This is a genomic window from Pedobacter kyonggii (assembly GCF_004310665.1).
GTDB lineage: Bacteria > Bacteroidota > Bacteroidia > Sphingobacteriales > Sphingobacteriaceae > Pedobacter > Pedobacter kyonggii.
Genome location: NZ_SIXF01000004.1, coordinates 34209 through 49119, shown reverse-complemented (window position 1 = coordinate 49119; position 14911 = coordinate 34209). Strand labels below are relative to the sequence as shown.

16 protein-coding genes are annotated in these 14911 nt (G+C 36.5%); 3 read left to right on the top strand and 13 right to left on the bottom strand.

Translation table 11 applies throughout. The features are described 5' to 3' along the window. Nucleotides 1-313: 313 nt before the first annotated feature. Together EYS08_RS05965 and EYS08_RS05960 are read right to left on the bottom strand one after the other, a co-directional pair. Nucleotides 314-1075: a leucine-rich repeat domain-containing protein gene (locus EYS08_RS05965; RefSeq protein ID WP_131029112.1), complete on the bottom strand. Its 762-nt coding sequence runs from the start codon at nucleotides 1073-1075 to the stop codon at nucleotides 314-316. Nucleotides 1076-1087: 12 nt separating this feature from the next. Then, entirely contained in the window at nucleotides 1088-1696 is a 609-nt protein-coding gene (locus tag EYS08_RS05960) for a hypothetical protein (protein ID WP_131029110.1), read from the bottom strand. Between the two features lie 254 nt (nucleotides 1697-1950). On the opposite strand from EYS08_RS05960, the gene EYS08_RS05955 reads away from it, so the two are divergent. After that, nucleotides 1951-3942, top strand: coding sequence for a tetratricopeptide repeat-containing sensor histidine kinase (locus EYS08_RS05955; protein WP_131029108.1), 1992 nt, complete (start codon nucleotides 1951-1953; stop codon nucleotides 3940-3942). Nucleotides 3943-4024: 82 nt separating this feature from the next. Here EYS08_RS05955 and EYS08_RS05950 read toward each other — a convergent pair whose 3' ends face one another. The 5 genes from EYS08_RS05950 to EYS08_RS05930 all read right to left on the bottom strand — a co-directional run bounded on the left by EYS08_RS05950 (nucleotide 4025) and on the right by EYS08_RS05930 (nucleotide 8617). Further along, entirely contained in the window at nucleotides 4025-4648 is a 624-nt protein-coding gene (locus EYS08_RS05950) for a response regulator transcription factor (protein WP_131029107.1), read from the bottom strand. 131 nt (nucleotides 4649-4779) lie between these two features. Then, nucleotides 4780-5529, bottom strand: a complete 750-nt coding sequence (locus tag EYS08_RS05945; RefSeq protein WP_131029105.1) for a hypothetical protein — start codon at nucleotides 5527-5529, stop codon at nucleotides 4780-4782. A 91-nt stretch (nucleotides 5530-5620) separates the two neighbouring features. Beyond that, nucleotides 5621-6493: a helix-turn-helix domain-containing protein gene (locus EYS08_RS05940; RefSeq protein WP_131029103.1), complete on the bottom strand. Its 873-nt coding sequence runs from the start codon at nucleotides 6491-6493 to the stop codon at nucleotides 5621-5623. A 121-nt stretch (nucleotides 6494-6614) separates the two neighbouring features. After that, nucleotides 6615-7523, bottom strand: coding sequence for an alpha/beta fold hydrolase (locus tag EYS08_RS05935; protein WP_131029102.1), 909 nt, complete (start codon nucleotides 7521-7523; stop codon nucleotides 6615-6617). 272 nt (nucleotides 7524-7795) lie between these two features. After that, nucleotides 7796-8617: an alpha/beta fold hydrolase gene (locus EYS08_RS05930; protein ID WP_131029100.1), complete on the bottom strand. Its 822-nt coding sequence runs from the start codon at nucleotides 8615-8617 to the stop codon at nucleotides 7796-7798. Between the two features lie 342 nt (nucleotides 8618-8959). Here EYS08_RS05930 and EYS08_RS05925 point away from each other — a divergent pair, with 342 nt between their 5' ends. Next, nucleotides 8960-9754 carry an SDR family oxidoreductase gene (locus EYS08_RS05925; protein WP_131029098.1) on the top strand — a complete coding sequence of 265 codons (795 nt, stop codon included), beginning with the start codon at nucleotides 8960-8962 and terminating at the stop codon, nucleotides 9752-9754. 99 nt (nucleotides 9755-9853) lie between these two features. On the opposite strand, the gene EYS08_RS05920 is transcribed toward EYS08_RS05925, so the two are convergent. Further along, on the bottom strand, nucleotides 9854-10219 hold the full coding sequence (locus tag EYS08_RS05920; protein ID WP_131029096.1) for a winged helix-turn-helix transcriptional regulator: 366 nt from the start codon (nucleotides 10217-10219) through the stop codon (nucleotides 9854-9856). A gap of 138 nt (nucleotides 10220-10357) precedes the next feature. Between EYS08_RS05920 and EYS08_RS05915 the strand changes: the two genes are divergently transcribed. Then, complete coding sequence (locus EYS08_RS05915; protein WP_131029095.1) at nucleotides 10358-10690, top strand: Cif family virulence factor; 333 nt, start codon at nucleotides 10358-10360, stop codon at nucleotides 10688-10690. Between the two features lie 18 nt (nucleotides 10691-10708). On the opposite strand, the gene EYS08_RS05910 is transcribed toward EYS08_RS05915, so the two are convergent. The 5 genes from EYS08_RS05910 to EYS08_RS05890 all read right to left on the bottom strand — a co-directional run bounded on the left by EYS08_RS05910 (nucleotide 10709) and on the right by EYS08_RS05890 (nucleotide 14706). Next, the gene (locus EYS08_RS05910) at nucleotides 10709-11116 is read right to left on the bottom strand and encodes a hypothetical protein (RefSeq protein WP_165456387.1); all 408 of its coding nucleotides are present in this window, start codon (nucleotides 11114-11116) and stop codon (nucleotides 10709-10711) included. Nucleotides 11117-11305: 189 nt separating this feature from the next. Then, nucleotides 11306-11917, bottom strand: coding sequence for a DUF1266 domain-containing protein (locus tag EYS08_RS05905; protein ID WP_208745795.1), 612 nt, complete (start codon nucleotides 11915-11917; stop codon nucleotides 11306-11308). A 106-nt stretch (nucleotides 11918-12023) separates the two neighbouring features. After that, the gene (locus tag EYS08_RS05900; protein WP_131029089.1) at nucleotides 12024-12722 is read right to left on the bottom strand and encodes a hypothetical protein; all 699 of its coding nucleotides are present in this window, start codon (nucleotides 12720-12722) and stop codon (nucleotides 12024-12026) included. 14 nt (nucleotides 12723-12736) lie between these two features. Next, nucleotides 12737-13192 (bottom strand): hypothetical protein, encoded by a 456-nt coding sequence (locus EYS08_RS05895; protein ID WP_131029087.1) that lies wholly within the window; start codon nucleotides 13190-13192, stop codon nucleotides 12737-12739. Nucleotides 13193-13353: 161 nt separating this feature from the next. Further along, nucleotides 13354-14706 carry a sensor histidine kinase gene (locus tag EYS08_RS05890; RefSeq protein WP_165456386.1) on the bottom strand — a complete coding sequence of 451 codons (1353 nt, stop codon included), beginning with the start codon at nucleotides 14704-14706 and terminating at the stop codon, nucleotides 13354-13356. Nucleotides 14707-14911: the final 205 nt, after the last annotated feature.

The window sequence follows — 14911 nt, the reverse complement described above, 5'->3', positions numbered from 1 at the left end:
TAATTTAACCACAGATAGGAAGGATGCACACAGATATGAAAATCCGTGTTTATCTGTGTGCATCTGTGGTTAAAAACGCTTAACTTAACATCATTGAGCATGGCTGCAACTTAACTGCATTGTTCTGCAACATCATTCTCTTTGCCAAAATATATTCGCAAGGCCCTTTTTTAAGTTTATTACTTAGATAAAAGGCGCATTCGCAAGTACCTTCAATTAAGCGATGATCAAAAAAGCTGGCAAATATGAAATTGATCTTTATGATTTTTATTGAGATTGTTCTTCACATGTTAGCAGAAAATTTCGAGAAACTTTACCATTCCATTCTGCCTAAACTTACGGTTCCGCTCATATTAACATTGGTTAAGAGGGTGTATGAACAATCTAACTCTTTAAGTTTTCTTAAGCCATATATATCGAGTTCAACCAAAGGATTATCTCTAAGAGACAATTCTTCAAGATCTTTAAACTTGCTAAAATCTAATTTTGTTAATTGATTTTCAGCTAACCTGATCAGTTTTACCGCAGGGCATCCTGTTACTTTAAACTCGGTTAGCCTGTTTTTTTGAAACTCAATACGCACAAGTTTTGGAAGATTTGAAATGCTCACTTTACTAACTGCATTCTGTAGCATATTTATATCTTCGAGCTTTTGTAGTCCTGTAAAATCTATTACACTGATTTGATTCTGATGGATGTATAAATTTTTGAGGTTTATCAATCCCTTAAGGTTAACGCGCTGAATCTGGTTGTTGTAGCCAAAAATATTTTCCAGGTTTTTCATTCCTTCCAGATCCAGTACCTGTACCTGGTTATTCCAAAAGCTTAGCTCTTTTAGGTCCGTAAAACTTTTAATCCCCACCAACGAACTGATACCTGCCTGGTCTAAACTGAGCTTAGTTGCTTTTTGTGCTTCAGCAAGCTGAATTTCGCCGTCTCCATTAAGATCTATCCCCAGAACGATCAACTTCTTCTTAAAATTTGGATCTGGAATTTTTATCGTTTGGGCAAAAGCGCCAAAAGGTACTATCACCCCAATAATGATGAGGCACCAATAGAAATATCTTTTCTTCATTATTTTTCTCCTTTAATTGCTCACCACTACATTTACTACTGCGCCTGCTTCTTTAACTTCAACAAACCCATGTACTTCATTTTCAATAAAAACATCGTAATGCTGATCTTCATAAATTGGCGACGAGCCTAAAGCATATCCATATACATTATAAGAAGTGCTTGTGCCGGTTTGAACAGCAACTGTTTTTTGCCTGGCAAAGGCTATCCAGCTAATTGCATAATACTTTCCTGGTTTTAGGTTGGTAAACTGAAACGTTCCTTTATCATCCAAAAATCTGCCTTCTACCCGGTAAGTAAATGCAACAGGACTCATAGAGGCCTGTTTTTTACGGCTATTAAATTTTTTCTTCAACTCCAAAAATTCAGTAAAATAAGGTGTTACTGGGAATAGCAAAATCTGGCTTCCCTTAACACCAAAATTATCTTTTCCTTTTTTCTTCAATGTGGCAGTTCCCTGTATGGTAGCCGTTCCTTTTTCCATCAATTTGGCCGTTTCTGCTTCATTAAAAGGAGTAGCAGGAAGAACCCATTCTGGGGTTTTCTGTGCATAGCCCATCATACTACAACTTAAAAGCAACATTTTAACCAACAGTATTTTTGGTATTCTTTTGTTCATCATTTTTTCAAAGTTTTATTGGCTCATTATTACAATTATAAATTAACGGTTCTGCCGGCTTTTTTAAATTTCTAATCACCTTATAATATGATATCCAAAGTTAGACTAGAACATATCTGTGTATATCCCTGATTTCGGGGATATTTAATTTTATTGCCATGTTTGTTTCGAAATGAACAGTAGAAAAGTTTATCAGGTATTATAGCTGAATTGTATAGTTTTAGCTATGTTTGACACTCATCATCTACGTGCTTTTAATGAAAAAAACCGCTCTATCCTGTTTATTTATGGTTTGCGTTTACCTATCATTTGCGCAATTGCCCATAACCGATGTACGCTACCCTGATAGTTTGTTGAAACTTTTGGCAACTACCAAATCTGATAGTGTAAAAGCTCGTTCATTATTCCTTTTATCAGATTATTGGTCAAACAGCGATACCTTAAAATCTAAAAACTTCCTTGCAAAAGGTTTAAAATATGGAGATAAATATCCTTATGTTAAAGCGCTTTACTATTATTATCTGGGCGGATATTATTTTTCGACAAATGGTTCAAAAAGTGAAACAAACTATTTGGAGGCCGACAAACAGCTATCGAAATTTAGCAGTAAAGAGGCATTTCTTTTCAGAAGCAAATGTTGGTCTAAATATGCCATTTTAGAATTCAGTATAAAAGACAACTCCATTACGTCTATCGATATTTTCATAAACAAAGTGATTCCCCTGGTAAAAAAAACAGGCAATGTTCAGCATCTGGCGGTGAATTATCATAATATAGCGATGATATTTATGGATTGCCAACAATACGACAAAGCAGCGGAATATCTCCAGTTGTCTATTTCGTTATTAGAAAAACAACCCACCGTATATATTAATGAATTGTACCAAAACCACATCAGTCTTAGTCGAAATTATTTATTTCAAAACAGCACATTACCTGCAAAAAAAGAATTAGGCAAGGCTAAAGCTTTTCTTGTTAAAACTACAAGCCCCATAAATTATATGAAATTCTATGTAGTAGAAGGAACATATTATACAGCAGTCAAAGCATATGGCAAAGCATTGCAGGCTTTAAAAAAGGGGGAAGCGCTCGCTGTACAATCAAAAGAATACAATATGGAGCGAAATTTATCTTTAGAGATGTATCGGCTGTTCACAAAGCAAAAAGCATATCAAAAAGCTTTAGCAGTTTTAAGAAAAAATGTAGAAGGTCTTGTTATACATAAGCACTCTTCGGATGATTTGATTTATTACCTTGAACTGTCAGAAACCTACAGCAAATTAGGCAACAGTAAAATGGCCTATACCTGGCTTAAAAAATATAGCAAATTAAAGGATAGTATAAATGCCCAGGAGGTTGAACAAAAAATAAGTGCACTTGAAGTAAAATTTAAAACAGCAGAAAAAGAGAAAAAAATAATTGCCCTTAATGCCGAAAATGAAAAAGCAAACCTATCGGCAAAAAACAGCAAGCTATTAAGCTGGTTATTTGGTATAGCTTGTTTGTTTTTATTGATCGTTGCCATTTTGGGATGGCTTTTTTATAGGAGCAGTAAAAAATTAACGATACAAAAAGATTTAAACCACCGGCAACAAATAGAAGATTTTGACCGCAAGCAAAAAATAAAAATTGTTCAGGCCATGTTAAATGCCAAAGAAGAGGAACAGAACAGGATTGCCTGCGATTTGCACGATGGATTAGGCGGAACACTTGCGGGAATCAAGATCAATCTTTCTCATTACGCCTCAAAAAATAAAAACAACGATGATGCTGAACTGTACCAAATCATGGATCAAATGGAAGGTTCGATAAATGAACTGCGCCGGATAGCGCACGATACGATGCCAGAAATGTTGCTCAAATTTGGGCTGGAGGAATCATTAAGGGGTTTGTGCGCATCGCTAACATCTGAAAAACTGAACATTGATTTTAAATACCTGGGCGCTAAACATGCATTTTTGCCACAACAGCAAATTAGCATATATCGCATTATACAAGAGGCAATGCACAATGCCGTTAAGCACGCAGAGGCAAAAAACATTTTGTTGCAGTGCTCGCAAAACGATAATATATTTTATATTACCATAGAAGATGATGGCAAGGGTTTTGATCCCGCCTATTTAACTAAAGGCATGGGCATTCAGAATATAAAAAACAGGGTAGCCTATTTAGATGGTGAAATGGAAATTTTATCGGCCGAAAATAAACCAGGCACTTCTATTAATATAGAATTAAATGTTACTGCTTAACGACTATTTCCTTAGATCTTTAACATAAGCAATTTACTCGTTACTATCCTATCTTATGGATTATCAATAAGAAGATTTTTCATTATATCAGCCCATACTTTATAGCTCGGTTTACCACTGCCGACATACTGGCTGCTTCAAATTTTTCGATCAGATTTTTACGGTGGCTCTCTACCGTATGAGGACTGATAAACAAGTGTGTGGCTATTTGCCCTGTGGTTAGCCCTTTGCCTACCAGCTCCAGTACTTCTTTTTCTCTACGGGTAATGTGTGGTATTTCTACCAAATTGCCTTTTTGTGGGCTGTACATAATCTCTTTCGATTTAGTGCACAGGTATTTTTGGCCACTTATAATGGTCTGAATGGCCAATATGATCTCTTGACCTACAGAATTTTTAAGAACATAACCATTTGCACCGCTTTGTAAAACACTTTTAATTACAGGCCGTTCATTATGCATGCTCAGCGCAATAATACCAACTTGATTATCGGTTTTTCTTACCTGTTTGCATATTTCTACGCCGCTTATATCTGGCAGGCTAATATCAAGCAATACCACATTTGGCTTTAAATTGTTTATCCCCTCCAAACCCCTATGCCCATTACCGTAACAGGCTATTACTTCCATATCATCATGGTTAGTAAGCAGATTTTTCAATCCGTCAGATACAATAGGATGGTCATCTATAATAATTACTTTAATCATTTTAAATCAATTGGCTAATACCATTAAGTAACCACGCTAGCAGTAATATTCTTTGTCATTTAATATCAGCCAACTAAAATATCAGAAATATGCTAATAAGCGCGAATTAAAAGCATTACATTTTTCAGCCTTTACAACCCTTCTGCAACCGGTTCCGGATTTAGAACAAACTGTTTGTTCTTTATATTAAAATTCACGTTAAGGTATCCACCAACCCTGCCGATCTGATTGGAGATCAAAAAATTATTGTCTTTCCCTGTGGTAATGTTATCGTAAATGATGGTCATAACATTGCCTGTGGGCGTTTCGATATGTTCAAAATTAAATGTCTGAAAGATTTTATTAGTTTCCTTATTGATGATCTTTAATTCGCGCATGTGTGCTTCGGTAGATTTGCTCTTTTTAGCATAAACACCGATAAAATAGTAATGCTGCAAAGACGGAAACTGAAGGATCTGGATATTATCGAAGGCCTCATCTGAGAGATCACTGAGTCTGTTTACAAGCCGGAGATTTACCTTCAGTTTACTTTTACCACGGCTCCAGCTACCCGTGAGCTGCTGAGGTGAAAAATGAAGATGAAAAGTGGCCGAAACCCTATCATTAGTCCCAATTTCATAAATTTTAATCTCTTGGGTACTTTGGTTAAAAACGCCCTCAAGCCTGATAGGATGATTAAGTTTATCGTATTTATATACCCCAATAACATTATAGTGTTTTTTGGCAGGTTCACCAAAATAGCCTTCTTTTATCTGAAAAGATAAAGTAACCGGATACCTGTCGATTAAACCCGTATAATTGTAAGTATTATACCAACCGGCAAAGGTTTTCACCGATGTTAAAATAAGGGCGAACATCAATACAATAAGCTTAGTTTTCATGTTAAATTATTTGATTTTTCTTTTAGCGCTGCCTCAACGCCTAACAAAAGTGCTCTATTTTTACTCGATGACATAAAAAGATCATTGAAGATTAAATCTGTTTTGATTCGTGTATACTTAAGTATTTAGACCTGAAGCCAGATGGAGGTTCTCCGGTCTTGATAAAAAACAATCTGCTGAAATAGGCAGGATCGTCATACCCCAGGGAATAGGCAATCTCCTTTGCCGTTCTGTCTGTATGTATAAGCAATCTTTTTGCCTCCAGGATAATCCTATTTTTGATGATTTCGTTCGGCTGAGGAAGCTTAAGCCGCTTGAACCTATGCGTAAGGGTTTTGGGGGCTATCACCAGCAGATCAGCGTAATCGGCAACATTATGCTTTTCCTTAAAGTTCGCTTCGACCAATTGGGTAAACTTCCTAAAGAACTCAAGGTCATTGTTCGGTCTGGTGGCCATCACCCCTTCCAGGTGTTGCACCTTCCATAACCGGGTAGACTTGATCAAAAGCTGTTTAAGGTAAGTCCTGATCATTTCTTCCAGCGATCCATCCTTCAGTTCAAATTCATCCTCAATCCTGGAAAACAGGTATTCAATAAATGTTGCATCCTGCTGGGGTATCACCGTCATTGGCATATTATTGATGTTATTGAACAGGAGTCCATCGCAGGCAACTTCTTCATCATGCAATTGTATACAATAGAAATCGCGGTTATAGAACACCAGGCGACCTGATTGCTCACCAAGTTTTTCGATGCTGAGTACCTGATTTGGACTGATAAAGAACAACGTTGGACTGGTAGTGTGATAAACGTTGAAGTCTACTTTTATTTCAAATCCTTCATTAAGATAAAGCACCTTGATATAGGATTTGTATGCTTCGGAATTGATGGCCTCAACACTTTCTAAATCAACATTTACCATGCCGATGGTTTTAAGGTTTACATCAAAAATGCTTTGTTTCATGAAAGAGTTAATAAAATGGATTAAAAAATAAAATTACCATTATTGGTGACGATTTCAATATTTGGTTAAAGCAAAAATTACTTGCGGGCATTTAAACCCGCAAGTAATCTTTATCTTATAATTATTTTTGGGCAAACTGCTCAAGCTCTGAGTTGAATTTATCCATCTCTTCTACAAAAAGTGCGTGTCCGCTGTTCTCGAATTTCACAATGTATGAGTTTTTTAAGCCTTTATGCAATTGCTCAGCCAAGGCAAAATCAATCAGTTGATCTTTTGCACCTTGAAATATAGCTACGGGGATGGTTATGTTCTTAAGCACCGGACGCAAATCAAGATCGCCAAGGGCACTGATAGATTCGGTAACTACATACGGACTTGCAGATAAGTTGATATTTTCAAGCCATTTCTCTGTATTTTTTTGAAGTGTGGTACCTTTGGCCGCAAATGCCGCACCTAATCCACCTATCAGATCTTCTCTGTTGGTCATGGTTTGTTTGATCAGTGCTGCAGCACCTTCCTCAGATATTCCGTAATTGTAATCTGCACGTTGTTTCCATGATGGGGCAGCTGCAGCAAATAGTGCAAGTTTGCTCACATGTGCAGATTTATACTTGTTTACATAATGAATGGTAACGGCACCACCCATAGAAAAGCCACCCAGTACAGCATTCTCTATTTTTAAGGTATGGAGAACGGCATAAATGTCATCAGAAAAAACATCGAAATTGTACTTTCCATAAGGTTTATCAGATTTACCGAAACCACGTAGTGTAATGCCGATTACCCTGAAACCTTTCCTTACCAGATACTGATATTGATATTGGTACATTTCATCGCTAAGTGGCCATCCGTGGATCAATACAATTGGTTGACCTTCGCCAAGATCGGTTACGTGAAGTTTTACACCTGGCTCAACTTCGATATATTCCGCCCTTCCGGCTGAAGCTGGGACTCTTTTGCTTTGTGAAAAAGCGAATTGGCTTGTTAATAAAGTGATGATTAGACTTGCGATTAAGATTAGATTTTTCATTGTTATTTTTTTTAAAAATTAATGTTTGAAATATTTGTTGTTTGTTGACAATACAAAGATGGGGAGAACGCCAGGCCCAGGGAATGGATAAACAGACAACAATCTTGTACATTTTTCCCAACATTAGAATTAAATTCAAGCATCATACCTATTTCAGTTGATAAGCAATTGAATTTTTGACATAACACTAAACGCTGAAAACAAAAAAAGAGGCAGTATCAAAATATTGATACCGCCTCTTAGCTGATTTGATTGATACACTTTTTATCTGATTACGCTTTGATAAACTCAAGTATATCCTTGTTAATGGTTGCAGCTTCTGTAGTTGGCATGCCGTGAGAAAATCCAGGATATACAATCAGTTTTCCGTTTTTAAGCAACTGCGCAGCTTTAACTGCTGTGGTTTCATAAGGCACTATCTGGTCGTCATCGCCATGCAAAACAAGCACCGGAAATTCTACACTTTTCAAATCTTCGGTAAAATCAGTTTCTGAAAATACTTTGATACAATCATAATGCGCTTTAATGCCACCCATCATTCCCTGTCTCCACCAATTGTCCTGAATTCCTTTTTTAATATCGGCACCTTCACGGTTGTAACCATAAAATGGGAAGGTGATGTCATGATAAAACTGCTGTCTATTAAATCTTGTATTATGACGAATATCATCGAAAACAGCCAAAGGAACACCTTCAGGGTTGTTTTCATCCTGAATCATATAAGGTGTGATGGCACTGATTAACACCACCCTTGATACACGTTCTTTACCATATTTTGCAGCATATCTTATCGCTTCGCCACCACCTGTCGAATGTCCGATATGGATAACATCTTTTAAATCCAGAAACTCAACCAGTTCTGCAACATCAGCTGCGTAAGTATCCATATCGTTGCCCTGGTAAGTTTGAGTAGATCTACCATGACCTCTTCTATCGTGGGCAATAACCCTAAATCCTTGTTCCAGGAAAAACATCATTTGTGCATCCCAATCGTCTGATGATAGTGGCCATCCGTGGTGAAAGAAAATTGGTTGTCCTGTTCCTAAATCTTTGAAATAAATTTCTGTACCGTCTTTTACTGTTAATTTGTTCATGATTATAGTTTTTTAAATGTTTATGATTTGTTGTTTATTGACAATACAAAGATGGGGAGAACGCCAACCCCAGGGAATGGACAAACGGACAACAATCTTGTACATTTTTCCCATAAAGGAGATTTATCATGCTTATTCTAACCCATTATTAAAGCAGGATTGTATTTTTATCGTATTCTACGTGGCATACTTAATAATACCAAAGCAAATATCTCGGAAATATTCAATTAAAGCAATTACGGAAATAACAATTGCATAGGGATAAATTTTACGCTATCTGAATCGTAATACCGTACTTGTAGGAAACTATAGTATACCTGAATTTTGTATAAAATATATACAATGGAAAGGGAATTTAATTTCAACAACGAACTATCTGGCAAGATTGCCATGGTAACAGGGGGAACCAAAGGCACCGGAAAAGCAATTGCCGAAAGGCTACTGGCAGCCGGGGCACAAGTAATCATTACTGCAAGAAACCCGCCTGAAGAGCCCAATGAAAAGCTGTATTTTATTTCGGCAGACCTGAGCAAGCCTACTGGAACAGCAAAAGTAGTAACGGAGGTATTATCAAAATTTGACAGGCTCGACATCCTGATCAATAGCCTTGGTGGTTCAGAAACTCCAGCGGGTGGTTTTGCTAATTTAACCGATGAACACTGGGAAGAAACATTGCAAACCAATCTTTTAGCGCCAGTAAGATTAGACAGGGCATTTTTGCCGCAAATGATCAGACAAAAAACAGGTTTGGTTATCCATATCGCATCTATTCAAGGCAAACTTCCATTATATGAAAGCACACTACCCTATGCGGCGGCAAAGGCCGGACTGATCAATTACAGCAAAGGCCTTTCTAATGAAGTTGCTCCAAAAGGAATTCGGGTTTTAACGGTTTCTCCGGGCTGGATCATGACAGATAGCTCAAAGCGAATGATGGAACGCATATCGCAAACCAAAGCAATTTCGATAGAACAGGCCACACAAAGTGTAATGGATGCACTTGGCGGCATTCCATACGGCCGACCTGCCATGCCAGAAGATGTAGCAGAAATGGTTGGGTTTCTTGTTTCGCCAAGGGCAAGTTATCTTACCGGAACCGAATTTGTAATTGATGGAGGTACCATACCCACCGTTTAAAATTACAACAATACCAGCCTGGGTTGCATTTGGAATGAGTTTAAAATACTGACCGAAATCAACCTGGGCATAATTTAGCTGATACTCACTCAGAAAAAATCAGGCCAACTGCGGATATCCTTTCAGAATCACACGCTTCAAACTGTCCTGATACTCATCTCCCCAATTTCCAATAGCCGCGATCACCGGGATCAAGGTTTTGCCAAACGCAGTAAGCGAGTACTCTACCTTTGGTGGCATCACAGGATAGATTGTTCTGATAACCAATTCATGGTCCTCAAGCTCTTTTAGCTGAATATTGATTACCCTACGACTTGCATCTGGTATTTTACGTTGCAGCTCGCTCGGGCGTAAGTAACCCTCGTTGATAAACCACAACAACCGCATTTTCCATTTGCCATAAAGCACCTCTCCAACTAAATCGAGGCCACAGTTCAGATTGGGAAAAGTTTTTTTCTCATACATCTAACAAAGATACATGTAGGCCATTAATGAAACAATACGGATAAATTTTTCCCTATTCGAATCGTAATGCCTTACTTGTGCATCACGCCAGTACCACCGAAATTTGTACAACAATAAGTTAATCTAAAAATAAATATCATGAACTTACCAAAATTTATAACAGACCTAATTGAAGCGCAAAACAACCATGATGCTGTAGCTTATTCCTCACTTTTTTCAGAAAATGCCGAAGTATTCGACGAGGGAAAGAACCATATTGGAAGGGCAGCAATTCAAAAATGGATTGAAAATTCGAACCAACAGTATCAAACTACTTTAAAACCGATTAGTTATAGGGAAAGTGAAAAGGGTCCGGTATTTACTGCTGAAATTTCGGGAACATTTCCAGGTAGCCCGGCCATTCTTAACTTTAACCTCGTTCTTCAGGAGGGTTTAATTCAATCGCTTAAGATTACCGGCCGTCTTCTTTAGTTATCCTATTTTCAAAATCTAGATTTTCTGATATAATGCTCTAGTTTTTGCCATTTCATTCCACTTTCTGCCTTTAAACGACCAGACTGAAATATTATTCCAGGAACCTTCATTGGTTCGAGAAAAAATTATTATTTCATTTGCTTTATCGTCATTTAAATCTCCCGTTTTAGAAATATAAATCCCCAAACTTTGGTCAATACTTATTTTGGGGATGTTTTCTGTAAATTCAATATTTATCAAACAATTATTTTCCCCGCATTCCATTTCATCGGTTTCCATATTCCGTTTCAAACTTATAAATGCAGTGTCATTTTCTTTGTAATTATTTATGTTGCCAATAGAAAACTTTTTATCTACTGTTTCCATTCTTTTTGTTTCACAGCCAAGGATCACTAAGCACAAAATTAAAAGTCTAAATTTCATATTGAATTTCATTTTTAACCCAATTGCGATCTAATGTGATTTTTTTCTGTTGAAGGAGTAATCGTTTGGGAACTATAAATTCTGAACCGGGAATCGAAGTACGAAAAAGAGATTGATTCAGATTAATGATACTACCTATTGCCGGTCAACCTCTATTATTACCAAATTGTAGAGGCTGACCGGCATTTTTTACAAATAGATTTTGTTTTTCAATGGGCTTTTTTCACTATTCAGCAGATCGTCTGCAATCTGTATCATTCCATCGTTGTTTGAACCACCCCAAATTGCTCTTCCGAAAATATAACTGGTTGTGTATTCTTTCCAGGTTCTGCAATAGTCTCTTAGCCCTGTATGTGATTTCTGTAAATATTCAATCAGTTCTACTTCAGAAATATAGCCTTCTTCATAACAACAGCGTGATAAAAATGCACCTCTTCCATAATTCCAGGCAGTATCTCTTATATTCTTAATAGCTGAGAAATCCTGGAATACATTCTGTTCTACAAGCTCAGGTACAGCATTGCTTAAGTTTCGATATATTCCCACATAGTGTTTAAAAACGTCGTCATCATCTGGTAGATTAGATTTTAAAATAGCTACATAATTTTCCCTATTCTCAAAGGCATTATACACAATATCTAAATACTCGTCTTGATTTCTGTTTTGCAGATCTGAAAGAACTTCAATTGCATCATCTTTGTCAAATATCTCCCAATAATCCTCTAGAATTGTTTTCAATGTGCCTTTATCAAGCCCCGTTTCGTAAGAGTTAAGATAGGCAGATTGTTGTTCTGCATACATTGAACTAATTAGTAGATGATCTAATTGCAGGCCAATTACTACATTTTTATCGTTTAGTCTTAGATTCTTAAAGGCCTTAATAAATTTCGAAAATATGCTCACACAATTATGCTACCTGGAGGTTTGGGAACTTGTCTTGCAATATTTTCACAAATTTTTCACCCACTATTTGATATTTAACTCTTGTCATTAACTGTTTGTTCATGTTTAAAATATCCGTTGGGTCTGGTACATAATTTAGTCTGTCATGAACTTCAAGTGACAAAGGAGCACCATCGATGTTAAATGTGATAATATGTGTTTTTGGTAAATACTCTTCCGAAGACTTTAAGTAAACACCTAACTGTGATTTTAATATACCTCCATACCGAAGCGTTGCTTCTTCAATTCTGAAATTGTCAAAAACTATATGTTCATCTAATTCGCCAACAGTATTGGTGCTAAAAAAATGTAAATCACTGCCGCTTAACACCCAAAAGCATTCGGTTTCTATACGTCTAAGTTTTACACCAATTGCAGAGAGTGCTACGTTTTTTATGCCGTCACTTATAACACCCTGAACTTTATTTGTTGTAGATTGAGGTACAGATGCAGAGGTATAGGCATCTATTGATTTTCCTTTCATCCATTGCTTTATTTGCGGGAAATCTTGTGCTAAAAGCTCTTGTTTGTAAACATCATATTTATTTCTTTCAAAATCTAAGTCTATTTCTGATTTTGCTGATTGGTGTTTTTTGTTCATGTAGATCATAAAACACACACCGGCAATTACTAATACTGCAGGAATTAAGAATATTGGATTCATAAAAGATGCTTATTTTAAATATTAGTTGGTTCTACGTCTTTAGTTTTGTTTTTTGAAGGAATACTTGCCCAAATTAGTAATGCTATTATAACTAAGAAAACAAGTTTTCCTCCTGCTTTTTTCCAAAAAGATAAAGGATTTTCTGCAGTTTTCGCATCAAAATCATGTTTCTCTTTTAATATTTTAGCTACTTGGGGATCAATTTCAAAATACATATTATTTGAAATGTCACTCAATACAAATCTTCCATTAGTGTTCCAAATAGACATCCCAAAAATGCCATATTCTTTATTAGCATAAGATAGGTTTACTTTTTGTCCGGCCAATTTTTGAATTTCAGAATCTGTAGGTAATTCCTGCACAGTTTCGATGGATTCGCAGGGAAGACAAATAGGGATTTTTGCTTTTGCAGATACTAAACTTAGGCTTGCAAACGCAATACATGCAGTTAAAATAATTGTTTTCATCATATCTATTTTTTGTTTCAAATGGCATCGGGATTGCTGGAAATCTATAAGCGCAGCAGATCATTTTAAGTCAAAAAATTACTTAAAAAACAAATAAAAGAAATAAAATCTAAGGTGGACAAGGCGATAAAGAAGTGCTGCCTTTCAGTTAACGAGCGCTACACTTAAACCGGAATCCGTAAAGTGACAATTGTACCAGGAGCATCCACTTGGGAATTCATCGACAGGCTAGCCTCTCCTAAACCTTCAGTTTGTAAATACTGAATTCGTTCTGTTACAATTTGGGTGGCACGCGAAGTATGGGGCGGCTTATCAGTGGTATCCAAACCAACTCCATTGTCGTTAATGATAATCTTTAAAACCTCATTGTTAATGGCCATTGATACGTGTATATAACCTTTATAACTGATGTTTTTAAATCCATGTAAAATAGAATTCTCTATAAATGGCTGAAGCAACATTGCCGGAATCTCTATTTCATCAAACATATTGGCAACCTCATTGTCCAATTCAAATACATAGTCGAATTTGCCTGGCATCCTCATTTGCTGCAACTTTAAATAGTTTTCCAGAAAGTCCACTTCAGATTTCAAGTCAATATTTCGTTGTTTACCTTCCGTTAGTTTCTCTCGCATCAAAACGGAAAAATGATCCAGGTAAGTGAGTGTCTCCTGAGTTTTTTCTTGCCGAACCAAAGCACGAATACTCGCTAAGCAATTGAAAATAAAATGAGGGTCCATTTGGCTCCGCAACAACCTTTGTTCCAATTCAAGTTTGATATTAAGATCTGAAACCTGCTTATTTTCGGTAATGAGTTCTTTTCTCCTTCGGTCTAAAAACAGTAATAATATCATCGCAAATAGCAATCCTGAAAAAAGGATAATCACCGCCAACCAGAGCCTGTTCAACTCCAATTGTCCCGTTATCTTATCTATGTTTTTGTTTAATGCACCAATTTGTTGGTCTTTTTGCACTGTTTTATAGAGCGAAGATATTTCGTTTGCTGCTTTTCGGTTTTCATTTTCTTCTCTCTCTTTCTTTTTTTGAACATACTCTTCAAATGACGATTGCGCCTTTTTATTATCGCCACGAACGATAGCAAACGCGATCTTATTTTCCAGATACATCAGGTAATCATCTGCATCAAATTGGCTTAACCGCTTGGTAACTTCACGCTCTGCCACACGTGCTTTTGACAATTGATGCTTGTTTACATAAATGCCCAATAGGTTGTTGTAGGCCATAAAAGCATTGGAGGTATCTGCTTTATAGGCTTTTAATTGATAGTAAAGGGCAGAATCTAATTCTTTACCCTCGTAAAATATTTTTGCTTTTGATATATAATAATTGTAATCTATACGGGCAAGTTTGATTTTCTTTTTTATTTCTGTGGCCTGATTTAAATATAATCGAACGGAGTCATTAGCCAGTCCTTTCTTATCTAAATACCCTAGTGAAAGCAATAAATTCGCGGATATAGACAAGTCTTTTGCCAACATACTGGTATCTTTTTTCAAAAGAAAGAGCATTTTCCTGGCAAATCTATTAGATAAATCCAATCTGTTATTGAAACTGTTTAGTTGTGATGCCCATAATAAAATAAAACCGGAAGATTTTGGAAAACTGAGCTTCAAATTGCCTGCATCAATAAGATATGCCGCTTGTGTGTAGTAATAAGTTGCCGCATAATATTGCGCTTTTTTTTGCTCAAGATAGCCCATC

Coding starts and splice junctions, on each gene's coding strand:
- EYS08_RS05965 (WP_131029112.1), bottom strand. CDS start 1,075: ATGAAGAAAAGATATTTCTATTGGTGCCTCATCATTATTGGGGTGATA.
- EYS08_RS05960 (WP_131029110.1), bottom strand. CDS start 1,696: ATGATGAACAAAAGAATACCAAAAATACTGTTGGTTAAAATGTTGCTT.
- EYS08_RS05955 (WP_131029108.1), top strand. CDS start 1,951: ATGAAAAAAACCGCTCTATCCTGTTTATTTATGGTTTGCGTTTACCTA.
- EYS08_RS05950 (WP_131029107.1), bottom strand. CDS start 4,648: ATGATTAAAGTAATTATTATAGATGACCATCCTATTGTATCTGACGGA.
- EYS08_RS05945 (WP_131029105.1), bottom strand. CDS start 5,529: ATGAAAACTAAGCTTATTGTATTGATGTTCGCCCTTATTTTAACATCG.
- EYS08_RS05940 (WP_131029103.1), bottom strand. CDS start 6,493: ATGAAACAAAGCATTTTTGATGTAAACCTTAAAACCATCGGCATGGTA.
- EYS08_RS05935 (WP_131029102.1), bottom strand. CDS start 7,523: ATGAAAAATCTAATCTTAATCGCAAGTCTAATCATCACTTTATTAACA.
- EYS08_RS05930 (WP_131029100.1), bottom strand. CDS start 8,617: ATGAACAAATTAACAGTAAAAGACGGTACAGAAATTTATTTCAAAGAT.
- EYS08_RS05925 (WP_131029098.1), top strand. CDS start 8,960: ATGGAAAGGGAATTTAATTTCAACAACGAACTATCTGGCAAGATTGCC.
- EYS08_RS05920 (WP_131029096.1), bottom strand. CDS start 10,219: ATGTATGAGAAAAAAACTTTTCCCAATCTGAACTGTGGCCTCGATTTA.
- EYS08_RS05915 (WP_131029095.1), top strand. CDS start 10,358: ATGAACTTACCAAAATTTATAACAGACCTAATTGAAGCGCAAAACAAC.
- EYS08_RS05910 (WP_165456387.1), bottom strand. CDS start 11,116: ATGAAATTTAGACTTTTAATTTTGTGCTTAGTGATCCTTGGCTGTGAA.
- EYS08_RS05905 (WP_208745795.1), bottom strand. CDS start 11,917: ATGTATGCAGAACAACAATCTGCCTATCTTAACTCTTACGAAACGGGG.
- EYS08_RS05900 (WP_131029089.1), bottom strand. CDS start 12,722: ATGAATCCAATATTCTTAATTCCTGCAGTATTAGTAATTGCCGGTGTG.
- EYS08_RS05895 (WP_131029087.1), bottom strand. CDS start 13,192: ATGATGAAAACAATTATTTTAACTGCATGTATTGCGTTTGCAAGCCTA.